Raw genomic sequence first — 24,945 nt, forward strand, 5'->3', positions numbered from 1 at the left:
AGTGACATGCCACACCTCCGCGCTAGGTGCCAACCATGTCGCGGGACAGGTGCCAACTATCTCGTGGAATCAGACACCGTCGGGGCTACCACCACAAAACCCCTGCTCAGCGGGGGTTTTTGTCGTGTCTAGGGGCCGCGAGCGGCGGCCACTTTTCGCCGCGGGTACACAACGGGTACACAAGGGGTACACCTGCGAGAGCCCGTCGAGTCCGGTGCGTCAGACGAGCGCGCGAGCGTCGACCGGCCACCGGTCGAGGATCTCGCCGGCACGGGTGAGCACCAGCTCCTGGGCGAGGTTGACCGTCGGGCACACGTGGTTGGGGACCAGCTGGACCACCGAGCCGACCCCCGGCGCGTCGTCGCCCGCGCCGTGCAGCGTCGCGACGCCGTGGTGGTCGTTGAGCCGCTCGAGCCGGACCGAAGGCCAGCCCACGACCTCGGCGTAGCCCTCGAGCCACGGCTGGGTCTCCCGGCCCAGGCACTTGGTGCCGGCGTCCAGGACCAGCTGGCCGGGCACCGCCCGACTCACCACGGTGGACGCCACGGTCAGGGCCACGTCGGCGTCCCGGCAGCTGCCGATGGCGACCTGTTGCCGGTCACCGAACACGTAGGTGCCGGGCCGTTCCTCCGTGACCGGGCCGGTCGCGGACAGCATGGCGGTGGGGGTGGATCCGGCGCTGACGACCCGCGGCTCGACCCCGTTCGAGCGCAGGGCTGCTGCTGCCTCCGCGAGGCCGTCGACCTCGTCGCGAGCGGCCCGCTGGGGAGCGTCGCCGAGGCCGTAGGAGTGTCCACCGTGGGTGAAGACGCCGGCGACATCGAGGCCGAGTCTCGCCGCGTGGACCGCGAGCGCTCCAGCGTCCGCCGGGCGCACTCCGGTGCGGTGGCCTCCGGTGTCGACCTCGACCAGCACGCGGAGCGATCCCGGTGTCGCGCCGAGGGCGCCTGCCAGCGCATCCGCCGAGACCGTGGAGTCGAGCCCGACCGAGAGCGTGACCTGGTCGGCGAGCTGGCGCAGCAACTGCTTCTTGGGGCCGCCGGGCCAGACCGGATAGGCGACGAAGATGTCCTCCACCCCGGCGTCCGCGAGCACTCGCGCCTCACCCAGTGTCGCGCAGGTGAGTCCCGTCGCGCCGTGCTGGAGCTGCAGCTGAGCGATCTGCACGGACTTGTGCGTCTTGAAGTGCGGGCGCAGGTCGACGCCGCGCTCGCGCGCCTGCCGACCCATGGCCTCGATGTTGCGGTCGAGGACGTCCCGGTCCACGAGCAGGGACGGGGTGTCGAGCTGGTCCACGAGTGTCGGTGCGAGGTCAGGCATGCTGCGGATGCTAGCCGGGTCCCGCTCCCCGGAGGGCGCGGGCCGGTTTTCCAACGTGCCCGCTCACGTGCCTTGAGCCAGCGAGATCACACCGTGCTCCGGACGGACGCAGTTCCCACGCGGTCGGAGGCCTCGCCATAGTCCACGGCGAACGACAGTGCCGGATCGGAGTGCAGATCCCAGTAGCGATCACGGATCCGGGAGGTCAGCGAGCCGACCTTGGAGTCGCCGACGGGTACGCCGTCGAGGCTGGCGACCGGCATCACGCCCCCGGCGGTGCTGGTCAGGAAGATCTCCTCGGCGCGATAGAGGTCGCTCACCGGAAGGTCACCGACATGCACCGGCACGTCCAAGCTCTCGGCGATCTCCATCGCGGTCTTGCGGGTGATGCCGAGCAGCACGCCACGCTCCGGCGTCTTCAGCGCCCCGTCGACCAGCGCGAACACGTTGAAACCCGGGCCTTCGGTGACCAAACCGTCCCCGTCCGTCAACACCGGCAGCCAGGCGCCCCTGTCATAGGCCTCATACAGACCCCGGACCAGGTCACCCCAGTGGAAGTTCTTGACCGTCGGGTCAACCGCACCGGGTGGGATGCGCCGCGTGGTGCGCGCGACGATGATGTCGGCGCCGCCCTGGTCCTGCATGTCGGGGTTCACGAGCCAGACGTAGGGGATCGCGTAGGCATACAGGCGGGGAGTCAACCGCCGCGGATCACGCTCCCCGGCGCCGGGGACACCTCGGGTGACGACCACCTCGACGTAGGCGTCCTGCAGCCCCGACCGGCGAACGGTCTCGATCATGATCGCGCGTACCTCCTCGCGCGTCGCCGGGGGCGTCATGCGCAGACGCTCGCAGCCGCGCCAGAGCCGGTCCAGGTGATCGTCCAACCGGAAGAAACGGCCCCGCCACACCGCAGCGACGTCGTAGGTCAGGTCGGATCGGACGAACCCGGTGTCAAGGATCGGGACCCTCGCTTCCGAGATCGGCACGTATTCGCCCTCGACCCACGCACACCCGTCGCTGAAAGCATTCTCACTCGCCATGGTTGCCTCCGTCTCACACTCTCGCGCCGGGACGTCCGGCTCGGTTCATGACAGGATTGGTCACGTCGGCTCACGGGCCACGATGCACCAGTGGGCCGAGGCCCTCGACGCGATCTTAGCCAAGGGGCCAGAGCACGACGGGCAGGAGCCCGGGTCCCAACGGCATACAGACCAATCCGTATGGCGGGTGCCGGCGTCCGTCCGACCCTCAGGTGCCGCAGAAGGTCTGGTACGGCCCGAAGTCCGCGGGGGCAGGGGCCGCGTAGCGGTCCAGGCCCGGGCGAGCCTGGTAGGGGCGGGCGAGCACGTCCAGCAGCTCTTCACAGGGAGCCAGGTCACCGTGGCCCGCGGCGCCCAGCGCCTCTTCCACGAGGTGGTTGCGGGGGATGTAGACCGGGTTGGTGCGGTCCATCGACGCGGCATCCGGCGCGCGGGCGAGCCAACGGGTGAGCCACTCGTCGAAGGCCGTTCGGTCGCCGAACATGCCGCGCGCGGGGGCGGCGTCGCCGCGGGCCGCGGTCGCAAGGTGGCGAAAGAAGCTGGTGTAGTCGACGCGGTCCTTCTGCAGCAGGGCGAACAGGTCGTCGACCAGAGCTGAGGACTCCGCGTGGTCGTCGTCGGGCAGGCCGATCTTGGCCCGTATGCCGGCCGCCCAGGCCGCGCTGTACCGGGTCCGGAAGGCGCCGAGCGAGGCGGTGGCCAGCTCGATCGCCTGCTCTGGTCGCTCGTCCAACAACGGCAGGAGGGCCTCCCCGAGCCGGGCAAGGTTCCACTCCGCCGCGATGGGCTGGTTGCCGTAGGAGTAGCGCCCGGCATCGTCGATGGAGCTGTAGACGATGGCGGGATCGAAGGCCTCGATGAACGCGCACGGTCCGTAGTCGATGGTCTCGCCGGAGATCGTCATGTTGTCGGTGTTCATGACCCCGTGCACGAATCCGACCAGCATCCACTCGGCCACGAGCGAGGCCTGTGCGGCCACCACCGCGTCGAACAGCGCCAGGTAGGGGCGCTGGGCGTCTGCCGCGGCAGGGTGGTGACGGTCGATCACATGGTCCGCGAGGCGCCGAAGAAGGCCGAGGTCGCCGGTGTTGCGCGCGTACTGGAAACTGCCGACACGCAGATGGCTGGACGCGACCCTCGCGAGCACCGCGCCAGGCAGGAGGCCCTCCCGGCGCACCGTTCGACCGGTGGCGACCACGGCCAGGGATCGTGTGGTCGGGACACCGAGGGCGTGCATCGCCTCGCTGACGACGTACTCCCGGAGCATCGGGCCGACCACGGCCAGGCCGTCACCACCTCGCGCGAAGGGAGTGCGCCCGGAGCCCTTGAGGTGCAGGTCGCGCAGGCGTCCTTCGGCGTCGGCGATCTCGCCGAGCAGGAGGGCCCGCCCGTCGCCGAGGCGGGGGGAGTAGCTGCCGAACTGGTGCCCGGCATAGGCCTGGGCCACCGGCGCGGCGCCGTCGGGCAGCGCAGTGCCGAGCAGCAGGCGCACCCCCTCGGGACTGCGCAGAAACAATGGATCGAAGCCGAGCTCACCAGCCAGCGCCTCGTTCAACAGGAGCAACCGTGGATCAGGCGCTTCCTCGGCCCGCCACGCCACAGCCAGCTCGGGGAGCTCGCGCGCGAACCGGTCCCCGAGAGCTGGGATGGTCAAGGGCACGGTCGTCATCTGTTCAAGGCTACCTCGGGACCTGCCGCCGCCACCTCAGCGACGCAGGAGCGCAAGGTCCGCCAGTATCCCCAGCCCCAGCACGACGGTGACGAGCGCGAGCAGGACTGGTGCCCCCTCACTGCTCGGACGTGGCCGGCGGCTCTGGCTGATGGCGCGGTGGTAGCGACACCGGCTCCCCAGAAAGACCCAGCCGATCAGCAGGGCGAGCACGACGGTGACGGCATCGGCCACGGCGCCGAGTTGTGGGTGCGACAGGCGCTCCCAGGCGCCCGTGGCCACAGCGAGGGACAGGGCCGTCCGTTGCCAGGACAAGGCAGTCCGCTCGGCTTGCAGACCAGATTGCGCGAGGTCCACGTCAGGCCAGCGTGAGCACGACGGCGCCTATGAGGCCCACTGCCGCGGCCAGAAGCAGTGCTATGGGGAGCGCCGGAAGGCGTTCGTGGCGCCTCATCGCCCGCTCCGCGCGTGCCCAGCGCCACCATGAAGCGACAGCGCAGAGGATCCCGAGCAGGACCAAGATGCTGGTCAAGGTGCTCTGAACAGCGGGGGAGATGGTCAGTTCGATGTGGTTGAGCGCAACTCCCGCTGCCAGCAGGGACAGCGCAGTCCGAATCCAGGCCAAGAATGTCCGCTCGTTCGCAAAACTGAACCGGTAGTCGGGGTCGTCCCCAGCGGCGTAAACCCACCCTGGCCAGCGCTGGTCGTGCTCGGGCACGGCCAGATCGTCCGAGGCCGTGCCCGGCCGTGAGGGGGTGGTGGTCTGTGGTGTCGATTCCACGCGTATTCCTTGTCAGGCCGGGAGTGTTGCCCTGCGGAGTCGAGGACGCCGCAGGGCAACGCTGGCAAATGGCTGGTCAGGCGGCCTTGGCCACGACGGAGGCGAGTGGCTGCTCGCTGATCGAGGCACGGTAGGACTCTCGCGTCCGGTAGATGCTGGCTGCACTGACGAGGCAGACCGCCACCACGAGAGCGGCCACGTAGATCGGGTTCCCGCCGCCGAAGACCAACAGGCTGCTGGCCACCAGCGGTCCAACGCCCGCACCCAAAGTGGTGGACAGCTGGTATCCGAGCGACGCACCGGTGTAGCGCATCTTGGCGCCGAACATCTCCGTGACGAAGGCTGCCATCGGCCCGTACATGCAGGCCTGGATCAGAGGGTTGCCGATGATGAACGCGAGCAGGACCAGCGCTGTGGATCCCGACCTGAGCAGCTCGAAGATCGGCACGGCCATCACGGCTCCCGCGATGGCGCCGGCGATCATCACTGGGCGGCGTCCGACGCGGTCCGAGAGGGCTGCGAACGCAGGGATCGTGAAGATGTGCAGGAACGAGGCGGTTCCGTGGGCGAGCAGGACGGCCGTCCTGCTCGCGCCGCTGGTGACGGCCAACGAGATGGCGAACGTGGCGAGCAGGCCCTGGATCAGGAAGGCGCCGGAGCAGCTGGAGACCGCCAGCAGCACCTCCTTGTGGTGGTTGGTGAGGACCTCGATGATCGGCTTCTTCTCGGCCTTGTCGTGCTTGACCTCCTGGAAGACCGGGCTCTCGGCCACCTTGAGGCGGACGACCAGACCGACCACGACGAGCACCGAGCTGAGCAGGAACGGGACGCGCCAGCCCCACGACAGGAACTGTTCCTGCGGAAGGGTCGCGAAGGCGGTCATGACCAGGGTGCCGAGCAGTGCGCCTGACGGGCCACCGGCGTTGGTGAAGCTCGCCATCATGCCGCGGCTCTTGGCTGGGGAGTGCTCGAGCGACATGAGCGCGGCTCCTCCCCACTCACCGCCGACGGCGATGCCCTGGATGACGCGCAGCAGGATCAGCAGGATCGGGGCCAGTTCGCCGATCTGGTCGTAGGTGGGCAGCAGGCCGATGAGCGTGCTTGCCACGCCCATGATGGTCATGGTCATCACGAGCATGGACTTACGGCCGAGTTTGTCGCCGAAGTGTCCGAAGACGACGCCGCCGAGCGGCCGGGCGATGTAGCCGGCGGCGAGCGTCCCGAAGGAGGCGACGAGTCCGACGGCGGGTGAGAGGTTGGAGAAGAAGACGTGCCCGAACACCAGGCTGGCGGCGAGTCCATAGAGCAGGAAGTCGTAGAACTCGATCACGCTGCCCAGGTAACTGGAAAGGACGACGCGTCGCATGGAGGACTGACTGGAGATTGGCGGTGATGCTGCTGTGGTCATAATGTCACCTTGGGGGTAGGCGTGGGGGAACTGTTGGAGGGGGAGAACGCGCTAGAGCGAGCTGGTAGCTGTGGCGAGCTCACCGGGTTGCGATGACTCGATCCGAGGGTCGCCGAACGGGATGGTGTCCAGGTCAAACGGAACGAGGAACTGGCCGTCGAAGGTCTTTCGGGCGCCGTTCCAGACGTCGGGAGAAGCGGTACTCGGCACAAGGTGGTGCAGGGCGAGTGCCCTCGCGCCGGCGCTGGCGGCGACGGTGCCCGCCTGCTCGGGTGTGGTGTGGGCCTTGCGGTGGTGCTCCATGCCGGCTTCCACGGCGGCCGGGTCCTCGCCCTGGTAACGGTCGGCGATGCCGGTCAGGTCGATCGCCTCGTGCAGGAGCAGGTCGGTGCCGCGCGCCAGCCGAACAAGGTTGTCGCACGGCGCAGTGTCACCGGAGATCGTCACGGACCCCTGGGCGGTCTCGAAGCGGAACGCGAAGGCCGGCGCCATGGGTTGGTGTTGGACGAGTACGGCAGTCACGGTCACGAGGTCATCGCGGTAAACCTCGATCGGCGCCATGTCGGGAGACGGGTTGTCGTTGGGGTGGTAGTCGAGGCCGTCCGGGATGACGATCTCTCGCGGTTGAAACCATTCCAGCGGAGAGGGACGCAGGGTGTCGAAGATCCTGTCGTTGAGGTCGGTGGCGTAGGCATCCACGATCCTCTCGAGGGTGCCTCGGACACCGGGGGTCGGAGCGCTACCCCCCACAGGGGTGGGAGCGATCCCCTTGACGTGCGCGGAGACCGGCGGAAGCATTCCGCGGTCGCCCGGACCCACCAGCTGGATCGGAGCCTGCCGCTCACGCTGGGCTGCGAGCGCCAAGGTGCCCCACACCACCAGATTGGGCAGGTCAATCGTATGGTCCGAGTGCAGGTGCGTGATGAAGATGGAACGGACGTCGGCGATGTCGAGGCCTGCGAGTACCAACTTGGTGCCGACACCCTCGCCGCAGTCCACGAGGTAGACCTTCCCCTCGACGACGACCGCCGTGGCGATGCCGGACCGTCGACCAGCGGCCGGTCCCTGCCACCACCGCGGCCCCCCGGCTGTGCCCAACGTGACCACATGAGGAACGGATGGGTCGAAGGTTGGTGGGATCGACATGGGCTCTCCTGGACTCAAGGGGCGTGGGTGGGACTCGGGCGCTGCCGGGCGGACGTCGGTGTCTGCGGCCTGGTCGCTGTGAAGCGCTGGTCACCAGACTGGCGGAGAAGGTATGTTTTGAAAAACATAAGTTGCTGTGGTGATTCTTAAGGGGAACTTATGAGTGAGATCACGCTGCGCCAGTTGGAGTACTTCGTGGCCATTGCGGACTCGGGGACGCTGAGCGGCGCGGCGACCAACTGTCATGTGTCGCAGGCTGCGGTGTCGCTGGCCCTGAGCGACCTCGAACGCGGTCTTGGGGTCCAACTCGTGATCAGACGCAGGGCCAAGGGCGCCGCCGTGACGCCGGCGGGGCGGATACTGGCTGTCCGCGCTCGCAGGATCCTTTCGGAGACACTGGAATTCGCCGCCTTCGGCGAATCGCTACAAGGACGGCTGAACGGTCCCATGAGCGTTGGGTGTTACTCGGCCTACTCCTCGAGGGTTGCCCCACCGCTCATCCAGTACTTCGCCGAAGAACACCCGGCAGTTTCCTTCGACCTGGTGGAGGGCTCGTCCACCGACCTGCAGGAGGCGCTGCTGTCTGGCCGGCTCGATGCGGTCCTCATCCTGCGGGGGCACGTGCTGCCGCAGGTCCAGTTCGAATCGGTCGTCGAGATGCGACCGGGCGTCCTCCTGCCCGCCGGACACCGACTCGCTGGGCAGGACGCGGTGTCCCTCGCTGACCTCCAGGACGAGAGTGTCATCCTGTCCGCGGTGCGGCCAGCGGACACCTTCGTGTTGGCGATGATGCAGGAAGTCGGGGTGGAACCCCACGTCGCTTGGCGAAGCGAGAGCACTGAGGCAATCAGGTCCATGGTGGGCCGGGGGTTCGGGTATGCCGTGTTGTTGTCGGCATGGCCGGGCCTGGTGACCCAGGAAGGGAAAGCGCTGGTGTTCAAGCCAATCGCCGAGGATGTGCCGACGAACGCTTTCGTCCTGGCCTACCCGCGAGGCACCAGTCTGACCGAGAAGCACCACATCCTGCTGGACTTCTGCCGCAGCCACTTCGACCCCTTCTAGCCTCGCACACGACCGGTGCGCGGCCATCGCGGCGCCGCCGTGCGAACTCAGCAGGTGACGGAGGAGCCCCCGCCGCTGTAGGTGCACTTCGAGGCGAGCGTCCCCACGCTGTTGCGCAGGTATGCCGTGTCACCGGTGTTGTTCCACGTGTGGCCCCACCCGGCATACAGGTGGGTGACGGTGTTGCTGCCCTTGCTCGAGTGGATGGTGACCGATGCGCCCGCGCTGAGACTGAACGTCGGGAGGGTGTAACGGTTTCCGGCCAGATCACTCAGCCGCCAGCCGGTCAGGTAACGACGGGACGCGCTGCTGTTCTTCACCACGACGGTCTCGTACCTCGCGTTGGCGGTGGTGTCACTGCCGGCTGGGTTGTAGACGATCCTGGTGATCTTGACCTCTGTGACGGATGTGCCGCTCGTGGGTGCGGCCTTGACGATCCTGGCGGGAGACCACTTCACCACGACGTTGCTGCAGCCCGCAGCAACCTTTTTCAGCGCGGCCTTCTCGGTGCGGTCCACCGTCAGCTTCCACCGCAGCTTCACTGCGGTCCACTCGCGGACGTAGCGGCAGCGATCGTAACGGGGCAGCCACTGGGCCGCATCCCTCGCTCCCTTGGACCGGTTAGCGGTCGCGCTGACGGCCACGAGAGCCCTTCCGTCGCCGAGGTCGTTGGCATAGCTCTGCCGGGTTGCCGCATTCCAGCTGCGGGCCCCCGACCCCCAGGCCTCCGCGAGCGGCACCAGGTGGTCGATGTCCAGGGACGAGGCATAGGTGTAGGTCTTGCGGTCGTAGTAGGAGACCCATTTGCCGCGCTTGATGGCGCAGCCCGACGCCCGCACCCGGGACTCGGCCGCCAGGACCTCGGCGCGGGTGTTCTGGCAGTCCTTGTTGGCGTCGACCCAGTGCTTGAACTTCGTCCTGTCGTAGCCGGCGTTGGACTCGCTGGCGACGGGGAGATTGTCGACGGCGGTGCGCAGCCGGTACTCGGTCGCCTGTGACGGCAGCGCCCCGAACAGGACGAGGGCGAGTGTCACTGCGAGCAGCGCAGCGATCCGACGGGTCATGAGGCATCCAGGTGTCGAAGGCCGACGTGGATCCGTCGGTGTGAAAGGAGGTTTGGCATCGCTCGGCACCCGGCGCCGCCGCTGGTCGGCACGGTGCCGGGTGCCGTGCCCTCAGGGTGGCAGACAGGTAGCCGCAGGGACATCGGCCGAACGGACGACGCGGCTGTCAGCCAACCGGCCGCAACTCTTCGCCGAACGGCCCGTGGGCGTTGTAATCCCTTCCCTTCGCAGGGAACTCCCAGTTCACTTCAGGCAAGTTGTCACCACCCCTGGGAGATTGCCGTGTTGCGAAGCTCGACCACCACCGCTGGCCCGCGTTCAGCCCGTCGGCGCCTGTTGGCCCTCCTGTCCACCGCCAGCCTGGCGGCGACAGGCACGGCTGCTTTCGCCCCACCGGCCATCGCGGCCGCTGGCGGCTCAACCATCACGCTCAACGGTGGTGAGAAGACCTACACCGACTCGGCCGGAGACCTTTTCGCCAAGCTGGGTGCACCGCTCACCCTCGAGGTGACCGGCGGCAACAGCAACGGCTGCATCACCGTCTCCGGCGGTGGCTTCACCGGGCAGGGTCCTGTCGTCGGCTCGAGTTCTGCGACGTTCACGGCTGTTGCCGGATCCGGCAACGGTGAGCAGTTTGTGACGGTCACCTACTGGTCGAGTCCGAACTGCAAGGGCAATGGTGTAGGCGAGGACACGTCATACATGCTGGACAACACCGGCCCGGTCGTGACGGGGCAGTTGACACCGAAGCCCAACGAGGCCGGATGGAACTCCAGCGATGTCACCGTCACGTGGACCGCCACGGACAACGAAGGAGGGGTCGGCGTCGATGGAGGTCCCGAGCCAGCCACGACCGTGGTGAGCGAGAACGGCATCCGCACGAAGAAGGCCACGGCCACCGACCTCCTCGGAAACTCGGGCAACGGCGAAGTCGGCGTCCACCTCGATAAGGTCGGCCCCGCGATCACGGGCGCCCGCACGCCGGTGCCCAACGCCAAGGGCTGGAACAACACCGCCGTCACGGTCGACTGGACCTGCACCGACCCGACCGACCCGGGCGTGGTCGCCTCCGGCATCACGAGCTGCCCGGCGTCCCGAGTCATGGACCAGGACGGCAAGGGGCAGAAGGCCACCGGGACGGTGCAGGACCGTGCCGGCAACTCGTCCTCGGCAACCGTCTCCGACATCAACATCGACACCGTCGCGCCGACGCTGCGCGGCGAGGTCGGCGGTGACCCGGTGGACGGCTGGTATCGCGATGACGTGCCGGTGACCTGGACCGCCACCGATGACGGCGGGTCCGGCGTCGCCGAGCAGCCGAACGCCGGTGTGATCCGTGGCGAGGGCTTGGGCCTCAGCACCACCGCGAGCGTCCGCGACAACGCGGACAACACGCGTCAGGCCACCTCGCCGGCCGTCAACATCGACCGGACCGCACCGGTCACGACCGTCAGCGCACCTCCGGCCTGGAACAAGAGCGATGTCTCGCTGACGCTCGACGCGAGCGACGGCCTGTCGCAGGTGAACAAGACCTACTACCAGCTCGACGGCGGCGACACCGTGGTCGGGAGCTCGGTGTCGGTCAGCGACGAGGGCAACCACTCACTGAAGTTCTGGAGCACCGACCGCGCCGGCAACACCGAGACCGCGCGGACCGTCGAGTTCGGCATCGACAAGACCGCGCCCACCATCGGCCACACGCAGGACCCGTCGGCCAACGTCGATGGCTGGAACAACTCCGACGTGACGGTGACCTTCCGGTGTGCTGACACCGTCTCCGGGGTCGCGAGCTGCACCGAGCCGCAGACGGTGTCCAAGGAAGGCGCCGCGATCTCCGTGGTGGGCACCGTGAGCGACAAAGCCGGCAACACCGCGAGCGACCCGGCGACCGTCAGCCTCGACAAGACCGCGCCGGTCGTGAGCCTCTCGCCGCTGCCCGAGCCCAACGCCGCCGGTTGGTACGACCACGAGGTGACAGTCGGCGCGACGGCCACCGATGTGCTGTCAGGAGTCAAGACCAGCGACGCACCCCGCCGCTTCGGCGAGGGGGAGCAGCAGACCGCAACGCTGCTGGCGAGTGACCTGGCGGGCAACACCGGATCTGCGACCACCGCAACGGTCAACGTCGACCTCACCGCCCCGACCATCACCGGCAAGGTCGTGACCGAGCCCGGCTCCGGTGGATGGTTCACCGACGACGTCACCGTGCACTGGGCCTGCGACGACAACCTGTCAGGCGTCGTCTCGTGCCCGGACAACTCGGTGGTCACGGGCGAAGGCAACGACCTCACCGCCAGCGCCAGCGTGCAGGACAAGGCCGGCCACACCACGACGGCAACGGTGACCGGGGTCAAGATCGACCGGAGCGCCCCCACGACGACGGCACATGACGTGCCTGCCGGGTGGGTCAAGGCACCCGCCACGGTTGCCCTGGACGCCTTCGACAACCTCTCCGGCGAGGTCACCACCTACTTCAGCGTCGACGGCTCCGACCCGGTCAAGGGCAACCGCGTGACGGTGGGCGCGGAGGGGCGCCACACCGTCTCGTACTGGTCCGTCGACGCTGCGGGCAACACCGAGCAGAAGCAGAGCTTCGCCGTGCAGGTCGACCTGAGCTCGCCGACCGTCACCGCGGTCCAGGCTCCGGAGGCCAACGCGCAAGGGTGGAACAACTCCGACGTCACGGTCCGCTTCGACTGTGCCGACCAGCCCGAGCTGTCGGGCCTGGCGAGTTGCACCGATCCACAGACCGTGACGGACGAGGGCCGCGCCCAGGAGGTCAACGGCTCCGCGATCGACTTCGCCGGCAACCGGGCGACTGGCTCCGCCGTCGTCAACCTCGACAAGACCGCGCCCAGCATCACCGGGAGCCCGGATCGGGCCGCCAATGACAACGGCTGGTATGACGACGACGTCACCGTGACCTTCCGCAGCGAGGACGCGCTCTCGGGCACCGCCTGGGTGACGCCGCCGCAGCGCCTCGGCGAAGGCGGCGACCAGTCGGTCACCGGTTCCGCCACCGACGCCGCCGACAACACCGCGAGCACGACGATGAGCGGCCTCAACGTTGACGAGACCGCCCCGTCGCTCAGCGCCGCGCCGACCGAGGCGCCCGGCCCGCACGGCTGGTACAACCACGACGTCACCCTCGAGTGGTCCGCGAACGACGATCTGTCGGGCCTCGACGGCGACAAGCCGGCGGACTCCATCCTGAGCAGCGAGGGAGGCGCGCAGTCGGCGACCGCCACCGTCCGCGACAAGGCAGGCAATCGCAGCACCGCGACCAGCGCACCCGTCAAGATCGACAAGACCGCTCCCGTCACGGACGCCGCAGCGCCGTCGGGGTGGTCCAACGGCGAGGTCCGGGTCCAGCTCACGGCTCGTGATGGCCTCTCCGGTCCCGACCAGACGTTCTACAGCGTCGACGGGGGCGACGAGGTCGCCGGCACCACCGTGACGCTCGACGACGAGGGCGTGCACGAGATCGCTTACCACAGCACGGACCTCGCGGGGAACGTCGAAGCGAGCAAGTCGACCACCGTCAAGATCGACAAGACGGCCCCGACGATCGCGCACGAGCAGACGCCGGCCAAGAACGGCAACGGCTGGAACAACACGGACGTCACGGTGACCTTCACGTGCGACGACCAGGCCGACCTGTCGGGCGTGCGCAGCTGCACCGGCCCGACGACCCTCACCGACGAGGGCCAGGGCCAGGTTGTCGAGGGCACAGCCACCGACGAGGCAGGCAACAGCAGCACCGACCGGGCGACCGTCAGCATTGACAAGACCGCGCCGACCATCATCGGCACCCGTGCCCCCGCGCCCAACAACGCGGGCTGGAACAACACCGACGTCACCGTGCACTTCGAGGCAGCCGATGAGGGCGGCTCCGGGGTCGACCTGCTCACGCCTGACACCATCCTCGGTGAGGGCACCGGCCAGAGCGTGCTCGGCACCGTCGTCGATGGGGCCGGCAACGCGACCAGCACGGAGGTCATGGGCATCAACGTGGACCAGACCGCTCCCACCCTGACGGGCGCGCCGATGCAGAAGCCGAACGCCGATGGCTGGTATCGCGGCGACGTCACCATCGGGTGGGAGGCCAAGGACGAACGCTCCGGCATCGCCACCCGGCCGGAGGACTCCGTCATCACGGGCGAGGGCAGCGGCCTGACCGCCACCACGACCGTGCAGGACCGGGCGGGCAACAGCACCACCGCCACCGGCCCAGCAGTGAACATCGACCGCACGGCGCCGGTCACGGGTGTGAACGCACCCGATGGCTGGAGCAACGGCGAGGTCAGGCTCACCCTCACCGCCGGCGACAACCTGTCCACCGTGGCCGGCACCTACTACCGGATCGACGACGGGGACCTGGCCCAGGGCACAGCGTTGACGGTGTCCGGCGAGGGCGTCCACCAGGTGCGCTACCACAGCGTCGACGTGGCCGGCAACGTCGAGGCGGAGCAGACCGCCCAGGTCCGGATCGACCTGACGCGACCCACCGTCAGGCACACCCTCACTCCGGCCGCCAACGAGGCGGGCTGGAACAACGCTCCGGTCACCGTCGACTTCACCTGCGACGACAGGCCGTCCGGAGTGGCGAGCTGCTCGCCGTCCGCCAAGGTGGAGACTGACGGCAAGGACCAGATCGTCGCCGGCACGGCCGTCGACAAGGCCGGCAACACCCAGGTCGACGTGGCCAAGGTCAGCCTTGACACGGTCAAGCCCCGGATCTCCGGCGCTGCCGATCGCGAGCCCAACCGCAACAACTGGTATGCCGGTGACGTCACCGTGGGCTTCACCTGCACCGACGACCTCTCCGGGGTCGGCGACTGCAGCGGGTCTGAGACGCTCGGCGAGGGCGGCGACCAGCAGGTCACGGGCCACGCCCTGGATGTGGCGGGCAACTCCTCAGCCGTCACGGTCGGACCGGTCAATATCGACAAGTCGGCACCGCAGCTCAGTGGCGCCGTCACCACCCAGCCGAACGGGAACGGCTGGTACAACGGCGATGTCACGGTCCGCTGGTCGGGCGAGGACACCCTCTCGGGCCTGGACGGTCCCCTTCCCGGCGACGGCACGATCACCGGCGAGGGCACCGGACTGACGACCAGCGCGTCGCTGCGCGACCGGGCCGGCAACGAGACCACGACCACCAGCCCTGCGGTCAAGATCGACCGGCACGCCCCGACCACGGCGGTCTCGGACATCTCGGACTGGAGCAAGGACGACGTCACGGTCACCCTGACCGCGACCGACAACCTGTCGCAGGTGGCCAGTACGCACTACCAGCTCGACTCGCAGGCCCCGGTCAGCGGCACCGAGGTCACGATCTCCGACGAGGGCACCCATGTGCTCAAGGTGTGGAGCGTCGACCGGGCCGGCAACGTGGAGGCGGTGCGCAACCTCGAGGTCAAGGTCGACAAGACCGCGCCGAGCATCTCCCACGAACAGGAGCCGCTCGCCAACGAGCGTGGCTGGAACAACGGCGACGTCGAGGTCACCTTCACCTGCACCGACACCGACGGCGGCTCCGGGATCGCCTCCTGCACCGCGCCGCAGACGGTCACGAGCGAAGGCTTGCATCAGAGCGTGCTCGGCACGGCGGTCGACCACGCGGGCAACTCTGCGACCGACCCGGCGAGCGTGAGCATCGACAAGAGCGCGCCGACCCTGACCGGGCACCTCTCGGCCACGCCGAACAGCAACGGCTGGTTCAAGGACGACGTCACGGTCAGCTTCACCTGCGCCGACCAGGACGGCCTCTCCGGCGTCCTGTCCTGCCCCGAGAGCAAGACCCTGGGCGAGGGCGAGGCCCAGGAGGTGGGTGGCGCAGCAACGGACGCGGCGGACAACACCAGCAAGCGCGTCGTGGTCGGCAGCATCAACGTCGACAAGACCGCACCGGTGCTCAGCGGCTCGGCGACCGCGGCACCGAACGGCGACGGGTGGTACCGCGGCGACGTCCTGGTCGCCTGGAAGGCCTCGGACCCGTTGTCCGGGCTGGACGGTGCCGTGCCCGCCGCCTCGACGGTGACGGGCGAGGGCGCCGACAACGCGGCCACCGCAACGGTGAGCGACCGCGCCGGCAACAGCACCACGGTGACCGTGGACGGCATACGGATCGACCGGACGGCTCCCAGCACGTCGGCGACCGCACCGACCGGGTGGCAGAACGACGACGTGACGGTGGAGCTCGCCGCCACGGACCAGCTCTCCGGGGTCGCCGCCACGTACTACCGGGTCGACGGGGCGGAGCGGCAGAGCGGCACATCGATCACGGTGAAGGAGCAGGGCCTGCACGACGTGGAGTACTGGAGCGTCGACAAGGCGGGCAACGCCGAATCGCGCCACACCGCCACGGTGCTCATCGACCGGACCCCGCCGAGCATCTCGGGTGCGGCCACCACCGAGCCGAACGGCGCGGGCTGGTATGCCGGGCCGGTGCGGGTGCACTTCACCTGCCAGGACCAGCCGGGTCTCTCGGGCATCCGGTCCTGCGAGCCCGATGCCACGCTGTCGGCCCAGGGCGTCAACACGGTGACCGGCAAGGCGTTCGACAACGCGGGCAACACCGCTGCCGCGACCGTGGACGGCATCCGGATCGACACCGTGGCACCGGCCGTCTCGGTCGGCGGTGTGACCGACGGCGCTGTCTACGAGCTGGGCGCCGCACCGACGCCCACCTGCTCGGCGACCGACGGCACGAGCGGCCTGGCCGGCCCCTGCTCCGGGGAGCGCACCGGCGGGACCCCGGGCGGTGTGGGCACGTTCATCTACACGGCCACCGCTTCGGACAAGGCCGGCAACACCGGTGTGGCCACGGCGACGTACAGTGTCCGGTACGCCATGGCGGACACGGTGTTCCTCGAGCCCGTCGCCGCCACCGGCCACCAGGGCGCCTCGTCGACCGCGGTCTTCAAGGCCGGTCAGACGATCCCGATGAAGTTCCAGCTGCGCAACGCGGCGGGTGAGCTGGTCGAGGCCGGGAGCGCACCGCGCTGGATCACGCCGCAGCGGACCGGCGCCACCGGCGCCGCGGTCAACGCCGACGCACTCACGGACGGCGTGTCCAGCGGTGACACCTACACCCTGCAGGGCAAGGAGTACCAGTACAACTGGAAGACGGACAAGGCGCAGGCCGGCAGCACGTGGCGCGTCGGGGTGGGCCTGGACGACGGCCAGACGTACTACGTCACCGTCGGCCTCCGGTAGGGGGCAAGCGATCGCCCCGGGGCCCGGCACTGAGCCCGGCCCCGGGGCCTTCGTGGTCCGGACGGTCAGCGGATGCTGATCGTCCAGATCCCGCGCCCGTGCGTCGCGGCGACGACGCCCTTGCCGTCGGCCGAGGGAGACAACGCGTTGATGGACGCGTTCGGCAGCCCGGCCACGTGGGTCCAGCTGCCGGGGTGGCCGGCACTGCTGACGAAGGCGCCGACGTCGGTGCCGAGCACGAGCTTGCCGTGTGTCATCACCACGGCGTCACCCGGCGCGTCCGGCAGGTTGCCGGTGATGTCCGTCCAGTGCGCGCCGCCGTCGCGCGACTCGAAGACCACGCCCTGGCCGCCGCCCGGCACCCAGCGCCTCGAGTAGCCGTTGAAGACGGCGTAGACGTGCGCCGGATCGGCCGGATCCACCGTGACGCCGGCGATGTAGCGGTCCGGCAGCCCTGAGGTGTCGAGCCGGTGCCACGTGCCGCCGTAGTTCGTGTCGATCCCGGTCGCGAAGGTGGGTCCGGGGTTGCCCGAGCTGTCCACCCACGCGGCATACGTCGTCTTGCCCGTCGTGGCGATGGCTGTGGCGACGTTGGGAAGCCCCGCACCGTCCAGCCCGAGGTCGTGCACGTCCTTCCAGTCGCAGCTGTTGCCGCCGCACACGGTCCGCCAGCCGATCCTCGTCTCCCAGATCTTGCTGCCGCCCGCGACCCAGTGGTTGGTGCGGTGCGGGTCCATCGCGAGCGGGGCGATGAACCGGGCAGACGGGTCGCAGTTCGGCCCGTTGTAGTAGCCGCACTCGGGGCTGATGGTGGTGAAGTCATGGCCACCGTCGGTGGTGCTGTACATCGAGAGGTAGACGTACTCGCCGACCGCACGCTTCCAGTTGCCCGGGTCGACCAGGACGTTGCCGCCGTCACCGCCGGCGGGTTCGATGTTGAGCCGGCTGAAGGGCTTGAGCACCGAGCTACCGTTGTCCTGCATCCCGCCCCAGTAGCCCACGCCTGCGCGCTGGCTCGGCTGTCGGCCGTTCGCGGCACCGTAGTACTGCAGCGTGTGCAGGCCGGCGTTGAGGTCGGACCAGGAGCCGTAGCCCACCACGGACGTCGGGCGTCGGTAGACCCCGCCGTCGTTGCCGATGACGATCCGGCCGTCGCCGGTGAAGGCGAGCGCGTGCTGGTCGGGGTGGGTCGTCTTGGGACAGCTGGTGCCGCAGGCCAACCCGTAGTTCCAGTAGGGACTGGCCGTGGTGAAGCTCTGCCCACCGTTGTTCGTCTGGAAGATCTCCTCGAGACCGAGATACATCTTCATCGGGTCGTGCGGGTCGACGGCGATCGTCTGGTTGTACCAGGACTGCACGCCCACGTGGTATCCCGGCATGCCCTCGAGCGCCGACCCGGACGCGCCGAGCGAGTCGGAGTCGGCGATCTCGGTCCACGGCCCGGCAGGGTCACCGCTCGCCGAGACGAAGACACCCTGCAGATTGGTCGCGTCGCCCGCGAGGAGCTTCTTCGGAGACTCGATGACGGCGTAGAGCCGCGAACCGTCCGCTGCGTAGGCGAGGCTCGTGCGGCCGATGTCCGAGGTGTCGATGTCGCCGGTGGGGGTCATGGCACTCCAGCTGCCGGCGTCACCTCCCCGGTGGGAGACGTAGAACCCGTTGTATGGCGATCCGTTGCGCCAGCCGAGCACCGCCAGCACGGTCTGTCCACCGGTTCCCGGCCGGATCACGACGTCGGTGATCATCGAGGTCCGGTACGGGTCGCCCGTCGGGTTCGGGTCCGGCTTGAGCACGAGCCGCCAGGCGCCGCTCGCGGTTCTCGAGGAGTGCCGGTAGAGGCCGACGCTCGTGGCGGCATACAGGTGCCCGTGGTGGTCGTCGCGCAGCCGGTAGACCTGCGCGTTCATCAGCTCGTCGCCACCGACGCGGGCGAAGCTGCGTCCGCCGTCGGTGCTGCGGAAGACCCCGATGCCGAGGTAGGAGTCCGAGTTCGTGTTGGCCTCGCCCGTGCCGACCCACAGCGAGTGGTGGGGGCCAATCGTGAGCGCGCCGATGGACAACGACCCCTGGTCGTCCCAGACGGAGTGCCAGGTGCGGCCGTTGTTGGTGGACTTCCAGACCCCTCCGTCGGCCGCCCCGGCGTAGAGCGTGCTGCCGTCGGCGGCGAGACCGGTGACCCGGCCGCTGACCAGGTCGAAGCCGGAGCCGGCGTTCGACCAGTAGGGATCGGTGTAGCCGGTCGGCTCGGCCTGCAGTGGTCGGTCGGTCACTTCCTTGACGCGCGCGAGGGCGGTGGGCATCGATGCGGCGTGGGCACGCGCGGCCACGACCGCCTGCGCGGACACGGAGTCGGCCGGGGCCGTGCGCATCGCGGTGTACTGCTCCGCGCGGTCGGCGACCTCGAGTGCGTCTCCCTCCGGCTCGCTCTTGCCGGTGAGCGCCGGGTGGGTCTGCGCCCGGGCGTGGTGGTGGACCTGCTGCAGGGCGGCTCCCTGCAACGGATTGTCCCGGCCGTTGCCCGCGGCGACCCCGGGCAGCGCGGTGGCGGTGATCGTGGCCGCGATGGTGGCGCCGACGGCCAGCGTTGCGGTTCGACCGGACAGGTGGTGGTGATGCTGCAGTTTCATGGGTTTCTCCAGACTTCCAGCGGGTGTCCGGATGGGCACCATCTAGCAGAGTGGCACCAGTTCCCCGAGACCGCAGCACGAGTTGTGCGCCCGCGTGCGGCAGGCGTCAGGTGGGAACAGGGAGACCCTGACGCCCTCTGCCTGAGGCGGCGTTGGCGACAGTGCGCTCAGTCGAAGCGGCGCGAGCTGAGGTCCTCCTGGGCCAACCGGCGCAGGGCCGCCAGCACCGGCTCCATCAGCAGGGTGCCGAGCACGACGTGGCGCAGCGCGGCCTCGGGAGAATCGGTCGGCACGCTCTCGACGTCGAGCGCCGCGACGCCGGCCACGGCGCGGGCATAGTCCTGCAGCCGCTCCTCTGCCAGCTCGAAGTCGGCTCCACGCATCGTGTCCAGCGCAGTCTCGAGCTCCCGTCGGACGGGGGACTGCCCGTGCACCTGCCAGCCGAGGACGTCGACCAGCGTGTCGGCACGGGGGGTCGCGGGTGCGCCGCCGCGGTCCGAGCCGCTGTCACCGTCGTCTCGGCCGCACCGGTCGCCGCCGGCACCGTCGGGGAGGGTGGCGTGCTGCGCCTGCCCGAGCAGGTCGTGCCACCCTTCCGGCGGGTCGTCGAGCGCAGCCGTCACCCGCTTGGCCGCTGCGACCGAGAGCCCCGCACCGGTGACCAGCGCGCGAACGAGCCGCACGCGCGCGACGTGCGTGTCGTCATACGCTGCCCGGGTCGCGCCCAGGGACTCGCCGGCGTGCAGCAGGCCCTCGCGCAGGTAGTACTTCAGCGTCGGCACGCTCACCCCGGTGGCCTGCGACAGCTCGGACATCCGCATGAAACCTCCTTGACTTTGGACAGTATCGCTATCCATTATTGGCTAGTCATACTATCTAAGGAGTGCGGCATGTCGAAGACCCCACCTCGGACGACGCACGGTCACCACGGCGACCTCGTGGTATTCCTCATCGGGATGCGGGTCAACCGCTGGTGGCGCCCCGATGTGTGGCTGCCAGCGTTCCTGGCCATGGCGCCCATGCTGCGGGAGCTGTATGCCGCGAAGGCCGCCGCCGAGCGCGGGGAGGCGGAGGATCCGGGCTTCCTCGGGGCGTGGAGCCAGGTCGGGGCGCGCGGGCCGACCGTCGTCCAGTACTGGCGCAGCACGGACGACCTCTACCGCTACGCGTCCGACCCCGCCGCCGAGCACCGGCCGGCGTGGCGGGCCTTCAACGCTCGCACCCGGCGGGTGCCGGGCGCGGTGGGGGTGTGGCACGAGACGTATGCCGTCCCCGCTGGTGGGCACGAGAGCATCTACGTCGACATGCCCGTCGTGGGTCTGGCCAGGGCGACCTCGATCGTGCCCGTGGCGCTGCGGGGCGAGCGGGCCGCCGAGCGCCTCGCCTCCTGACCACCGGGGCGACCCCAGCAACAAGCGTGGAGAGATCAGGCCGACTTGTTCTCCGTCGCGGCCTGGGCACGCGCGAGCACCTCGGTGAGCTTGTTCGCACCGGCCACCACCGTGGCGGCGTGCAGCCGTCCCGGCTGACGCGAGACCCGCTCGATCGGTCCCGAGATCGAGACCGCCGCGACGACTCGTCCGGACGGGCCGCGCACCGGCGCGGACACGGACGCGACACCCTGCTCGCGCTCACCGACGCTCTGGGCCCACCCGCGGCGGCGCACACCGGAGAGCACGGTCGCCGTGAAGGCCGCGCCCTGCAGGCCGCGGTGCAGCCGGTCCGGCTCCTCCCATGCGAGCAGCACCTGTGCCGCCGATCCGGCGTGCATCGACAACGTGGCGCCCACGGGGATCGAGTCACGCAGGCCCATCGGGCGCTCGGCGGCCGCGACGCAGATCCGCATGTCGCCCTGGCGCCGGAAGAGCTGGGCGCTCTCGTGGGTGTGGTCGCGCAGGGCACCGAGCACCGGCCCGGCGGCGGCGAGGAGACGGTCCTCGCCGGCTGCCGAGGCGAGCTCCACCAGTCGCGGCCCGAGGATGAACCGGCCCTGCAGGTCGCGGGCGACCAGGCGGTGGTGCTCGAGCGCGACCGCCAGGCGGTGGGCCGTCGGACGGGCCAGTCCGGTGGCCGCGACCAGCTGGGCGAGGGTCGACGGACCCGCCTCGAGCGCGCCGAGGACGACTGCCGCCTTGTCAAGAACGCCGACTCCACTAGAGTTGTCCATGGCATGATATTGACGTCTCAGAGCCTGAGACGCAAGTTCACGCGGCGGCGAGTTGAGCGAGCCTCGTCACCTGATGGACGGCCGAGCGGAGGAGAACCCTCCGCCCGGGAAGCTGACGGAGGTCGACGATGACGGGAACACTGGCCGAGAAGGTGTGGGAGTCGCACGTGGTGCGACGGGCGGAGGGTGAGCCCGATCTGCTCTACATCGACCTCCACCTGCTCCACGAGGTCACGAGCCCGCAGGCCTTCGACGGTCTGCGGCTCGCGGGCCGGGGCGTCCGGCGGCCCGACCTCACCCTCGCCACCGAGGACCACAACGTCCCGACGACTCCCGGCCCGATCGTCGACCCGGTGAGCCTGACCCAGGTCGAGACCCTGCGGCGCAACTGTGCGGAGTTCGAGGTCCCGCTCTATCCCATGGGTGACGCCGAGCAGGGCATCGTCCACGTCATCGGCCCTCAGCTCGGGCTGACCCAACCGGGTATGACCGTTGTGTGCGGTGACAGCCACACCTCGACGCACGGCGCGTTCGGCGCCATCGCCTTCGGCATCGGCACAAGCGAGGTGGAGCACGTCCTCGCGACGCAGACCCTGCCGCTGAAGCCGTTCCGCACCATGGCCGTGAACGTGGACGGCGAGCTGCCGGACGGCGTGACCGCCAAGGACATCGTGCTGGCGGTGATCGCCAAGATCGGCACGGGCGGGGGGCAGGGGTATGTCATCGAATACCGCGGCAGCGCCATCGAGGCACTGTCGATGGAGGCGCGGATGACGGTCTGCAACATGTCGATCGAGGCGGGGGCGCGGGCGGGCATGATCGCGCCCGACGAGACGACCTTCGCCTACCTCAAGGACCGGCCGCACGCACCGTCGGGGCAGGCCTGGAACGAAGCGGTGGAGGCGTGGCGGGCGCTGCGCACCGACGACGACGCGACCTTCGACACCGAGGTGCACCTGGACGCTGGCCAGCTCGCGCCCTTCGTCACGTGGGGCACCAACCCCGGCCAGGGCCTGCCGCTCTCCGCGAGCGTGCCGGACCCCGAGTCGTTCGCCGACGAGGGTCAGCGCGCCTCTGCCGCACGGGCACTGGAGTACATGGACCTCGAGGCCGGGACTCCTCTGCGCGAGATCGCGGTGGACACGGTCTTCCTCGGGTCCTGCACCAACGGCCGGATCGAGGACCTCCGGGCGGCCGCCGGGGTCATCCAGGGCCGCCGCGTCGCCGACGGGGTGCGGATGCTCGTGGTGCCGGGCTCGGCACGGGTGCGACTCCAAGCCGAGTCCGAAGGCCTGGACCGGGTGTTCACCGACGCAGGCGCAGAGTGGCGGCTCGCCGGCTGCTCGATGTGCCTGGGCATGAACCCCGACCAGCTCGAGCCCGGTGAGCGCAGCGCCTCGACCTCCAACCGCAACTTCGAGGGACGCCAGGGCAAGGGCGGGCGCACCCACCTGGTCAGCCCCCTGGTCGCCGCGGCCACGGCGGTCCGGGGCACGTTGTCGTCCCCGGCCGACCTCTGAGCCCGGCCTCTCTGCCCGAAAGGAATCCACTGATGGAAGCGTTCACGAGGCACACCGGAATCGGCGTCCCCCTGCGGCACGGCAACGTTGACACCGACCAGATCATCCCCGCGGTCTACCTCAAGCGGGTCACCAGGACCGGCTTCGAGGACGGGCTCTTCGCGGCCTGGCGCCAGGACGAGTCGTTCGTCCTCAACCACCCGGTGTACGCGCGGGGCTCGGTCCTCGTCGCCGGGCCCGATTTCGGGACGGGTTCCTCACGGGAGCACGCGGTCTGGGCGCTGATGAACTACGGCTTCCGGGTGGTGATCTCCTCCCGCTTCGCCGACATCTTCCGGGGCAACAGCGGCAAGGCGGGGCTGCTCACCGCCCAGCTGGCGCAGGCGGACGTCGAGCTGCTGTGGAAGCTGCTGGAGAACGAGCCCGGTACCGAGGTCACCGTCGACCTGGTGGAGAGGACGGTCACGGCAGGCGAACACGTCTTCGCCTTCGAGGTAGACGACTACACCCGGTGGCGGCTGCTCGAGGGCCTGGACGACATCAGCCTGACGCTGCGACACGACGACGAGATCGCGAATTTCGAGGGTGGGCGCCCGGCTTGGGGCCCGCGCACGGCCGAGCCCGCCTGACCCTCGGCACGGCTGCCGGATCCAGCCGGTTGCGTTGCAGCTCGTCGCATCGGCGGACCGAGCTCGCTTGGCCCGCAACGGTTTTCACGGAGTCGCGGGTCGTCCGCAGGCGATGCACAGCGTTGGCTTGGGCGCCCACCTCGGAGACTCTGGGCCCGAAACGGCCAGAATCCGTTGCCAAAATCGTTGCGACACAATGAAAAGCGACCTGCCCAGATGGTGGACGCGAGGGGTTTGGGGGCATACCGTCGTGCCAAGTCGAGTGCAAGCTCGACCCCCAACCCAGTCAGGCAAACCGTCTGGCGCCACTTTCCTCTGGAGGGGAAGCCGTGAACAAGGCAGAACTGATCGAGCGCCTCGAAGGGCGCTTGGGTAGCAAGAAGGCTGCGTCCGAGGCGCTCGAAGCCGTCCTCGACGTGATCATCCGGGAGGTCGCCAAGGGCGGCAAGGTCGGCATCACCGGCTTTGGCACCTTTGAGAAGATCGCCCGGGCCGCTCGGACTGGGCGCAACCCGCGCACCGGCGAGACGGTGAAGATCAAGAGGACGTCGGTGCCGAAGTTCAAGGCTGGCACGGCGTTCAAGGTCGTCGTCGCCGATCCGCGCAAGCTGCCCAAGGCCGCTCCGGCCGGTGGCCGGGCCCCGGCGGGCACCTCCACCGCGGCCCTGTCGGGCGCCAGGAAGACCACCGCCAAGAAGGCGGCCACGAAGAAGGCGACCTCGACCGCCAAGAAGACCACGGCGAAGAAGTCCACCGCCAAGGCCACCCCGGCGGCCAAGAAGTCGACCGCCAAGAAGGCGGCCACGAAGAAGGCGACGTCGACCGCCAAGAAGACCACGGCGAAGAAGTCCACCGCCAAGGCCACCCCGGCGGCCAAGAAGTCCACCGCCAGGAAGACCACGAAGGCCACGCCGGCGCGTTCGACGGCCAAGAAGACCACGGCGAAGAAGTCCACTGCCAAGAAGTAGACGACCAAGCGGACTGCACGCGCCCGCTGACCCGAACTGCCACGACGAGGACCGGCACCGCCACGGTGCCGGTCCTCGTCGCGTCGGGTGGGCTGGCGGACTAGCGGATCGCCTCGCCGTCGCCGATCCCTCGGATCCACAAGCGGGTCAAGGCACCCTCGCCGAGGACGACCGAGACCCGCTGGCCGGTGCGGAGGTGGCGCAGCCCACTCCTGGCGAAGACATCGGTGTCGAAAGGCACCTCGCGACCGTCGTCGAGCAGCACGCTGCCGCTCCCGGTGGACGGGTCGAAGTGGTGCACGCTCGCCTGCATGTGCTCA

18 protein-coding genes are annotated in these 24,945 nt (G+C 69.4%); 6 read left to right on the plus strand and 12 right to left on the minus strand.

Annotated elements, in window-relative coordinates; genetic code table 11:
* Window positions 1-219 precede the first annotated feature (219 nt).
* The 7 genes from FCN22_RS12010 to FCN22_RS12040 all read right to left on the minus strand — a co-directional run bounded on the left by FCN22_RS12010 (window position 220) and on the right by FCN22_RS12040 (window position 7,367).
* The gene (locus FCN22_RS12010) at window positions 220-1,320 is read right to left on the minus strand and encodes an alanine racemase (protein ID WP_137121797.1); all 1,101 of its coding nucleotides are present in this window, start codon (window positions 1,318-1,320) and stop codon (window positions 220-222) included.
* 86 nt (window positions 1,321-1,406) lie between these two features.
* Window positions 1,407-2,363, minus strand: a complete 957-nt coding sequence (locus FCN22_RS12015; protein ID WP_137121798.1) for an aminotransferase class IV — start codon at window positions 2,361-2,363, stop codon at window positions 1,407-1,409.
* Between the two features lie 208 nt (window positions 2,364-2,571).
* The gene (locus FCN22_RS12020; protein ID WP_137121799.1) at window positions 2,572-4,032 is read right to left on the minus strand and encodes a protein adenylyltransferase SelO; all 1,461 of its coding nucleotides are present in this window, start codon (window positions 4,030-4,032) and stop codon (window positions 2,572-2,574) included.
* A 36-nt stretch (window positions 4,033-4,068) separates the two neighbouring features.
* Window positions 4,069-4,389, minus strand: coding sequence for a DUF202 domain-containing protein (locus tag FCN22_RS12025; protein ID WP_137121800.1), 321 nt, complete (start codon window positions 4,387-4,389; stop codon window positions 4,069-4,071).
* A gap of 1 nt (window position 4,390) precedes the next feature.
* Window positions 4,391-4,750 carry a YidH family protein gene (locus tag FCN22_RS12030; protein WP_137121801.1) on the minus strand — a complete coding sequence of 120 codons (360 nt, stop codon included), beginning with the start codon at window positions 4,748-4,750 and terminating at the stop codon, window positions 4,391-4,393.
* Window positions 4,751-4,889: 139 nt separating this feature from the next.
* Window positions 4,890-6,179 carry an MFS transporter gene (locus tag FCN22_RS12035; protein ID WP_238384697.1) on the minus strand — a complete coding sequence of 430 codons (1,290 nt, stop codon included), beginning with the start codon at window positions 6,177-6,179 and terminating at the stop codon, window positions 4,890-4,892.
* 93 nt (window positions 6,180-6,272) lie between these two features.
* Window positions 6,273-7,367, minus strand: a complete 1,095-nt coding sequence (locus FCN22_RS12040; protein WP_137121803.1) for an MBL fold metallo-hydrolase — start codon at window positions 7,365-7,367, stop codon at window positions 6,273-6,275.
* A gap of 159 nt (window positions 7,368-7,526) precedes the next feature.
* On the opposite strand from FCN22_RS12040, the gene FCN22_RS12045 reads away from it, so the two are divergent.
* Window positions 7,527-8,429 carry a LysR family transcriptional regulator gene (locus tag FCN22_RS12045; RefSeq protein WP_137121804.1) on the plus strand — a complete coding sequence of 301 codons (903 nt, stop codon included), beginning with the start codon at window positions 7,527-7,529 and terminating at the stop codon, window positions 8,427-8,429.
* A gap of 47 nt (window positions 8,430-8,476) precedes the next feature.
* On the opposite strand, the gene FCN22_RS12050 is transcribed toward FCN22_RS12045, so the two are convergent.
* Window positions 8,477-9,493 carry a lamin tail domain-containing protein gene (locus FCN22_RS12050; protein WP_137121805.1) on the minus strand — a complete coding sequence of 339 codons (1,017 nt, stop codon included), beginning with the start codon at window positions 9,491-9,493 and terminating at the stop codon, window positions 8,477-8,479.
* A 282-nt stretch (window positions 9,494-9,775) separates the two neighbouring features.
* Between FCN22_RS12050 and FCN22_RS12055 the strand changes: the two genes are divergently transcribed.
* Window positions 9,776-16,714, plus strand: coding sequence for an OmpL47-type beta-barrel domain-containing protein (locus FCN22_RS12055; RefSeq protein ID WP_137121806.1), 6,939 nt, complete (start codon window positions 9,776-9,778; stop codon window positions 16,712-16,714).
* A gap of 65 nt (window positions 16,715-16,779) precedes the next feature.
* Here the strand turns inward: FCN22_RS12055 and FCN22_RS12060 are convergent, their stop codons facing one another.
* Complete coding sequence (locus FCN22_RS12060) at window positions 16,780-19,341, minus strand: WD40/YVTN/BNR-like repeat-containing protein (RefSeq protein WP_137121807.1); 2,562 nt, start codon at window positions 19,339-19,341, stop codon at window positions 16,780-16,782.
* A 167-nt stretch (window positions 19,342-19,508) separates the two neighbouring features.
* Window positions 19,509-20,162: a MerR family transcriptional regulator gene (locus tag FCN22_RS12065; RefSeq protein ID WP_137121808.1), complete on the minus strand. Its 654-nt coding sequence runs from the start codon at window positions 20,160-20,162 to the stop codon at window positions 19,509-19,511.
* 69 nt (window positions 20,163-20,231) lie between these two features.
* On the opposite strand from FCN22_RS12065, the gene FCN22_RS12070 reads away from it, so the two are divergent.
* Window positions 20,232-20,732, plus strand: coding sequence for a DUF4188 domain-containing protein (locus tag FCN22_RS12070; protein ID WP_137121809.1), 501 nt, complete (start codon window positions 20,232-20,234; stop codon window positions 20,730-20,732).
* Window positions 20,733-20,767: 35 nt separating this feature from the next.
* Here the strand turns inward: FCN22_RS12070 and FCN22_RS12075 are convergent, their stop codons facing one another.
* Window positions 20,768-21,508, minus strand: coding sequence for an IclR family transcriptional regulator (locus FCN22_RS12075; RefSeq protein WP_137121810.1), 741 nt, complete (start codon window positions 21,506-21,508; stop codon window positions 20,768-20,770).
* 128 nt (window positions 21,509-21,636) lie between these two features.
* On the opposite strand from FCN22_RS12075, the gene leuC reads away from it, so the two are divergent.
* From leuC to FCN22_RS12090, 3 genes are all read left to right on the plus strand, one after another.
* On the plus strand, window positions 21,637-23,028 hold the full coding sequence (leuC, locus tag FCN22_RS12080) for a 3-isopropylmalate dehydratase large subunit (RefSeq protein WP_137121811.1): 1,392 nt from the start codon (window positions 21,637-21,639) through the stop codon (window positions 23,026-23,028).
* 32 nt (window positions 23,029-23,060) lie between these two features.
* The gene (gene leuD / locus FCN22_RS12085) at window positions 23,061-23,657 is read left to right on the plus strand and encodes a 3-isopropylmalate dehydratase small subunit (protein WP_137121812.1); all 597 of its coding nucleotides are present in this window, start codon (window positions 23,061-23,063) and stop codon (window positions 23,655-23,657) included.
* 329 nt (window positions 23,658-23,986) lie between these two features.
* Window positions 23,987-24,625 carry an HU family DNA-binding protein gene (locus FCN22_RS12090; protein ID WP_137121813.1) on the plus strand — a complete coding sequence of 213 codons (639 nt, stop codon included), beginning with the start codon at window positions 23,987-23,989 and terminating at the stop codon, window positions 24,623-24,625.
* A 100-nt stretch (window positions 24,626-24,725) separates the two neighbouring features.
* Here the strand turns inward: FCN22_RS12090 and FCN22_RS12095 are convergent, their stop codons facing one another.
* Entirely contained in the window at window positions 24,726-24,938 is a 213-nt protein-coding gene (locus tag FCN22_RS12095) for a cold-shock protein (RefSeq protein WP_137121814.1), read from the minus strand.
* Window positions 24,939-24,945 lie beyond the last annotated feature (7 nt).

It is taken from the genome of Segeticoccus rhizosphaerae, assembly GCF_005222685.1.
Taxonomy (GTDB): Bacteria; Actinomycetota; Actinomycetes; order Actinomycetales; family Dermatophilaceae; genus Segeticoccus; species Segeticoccus rhizosphaerae.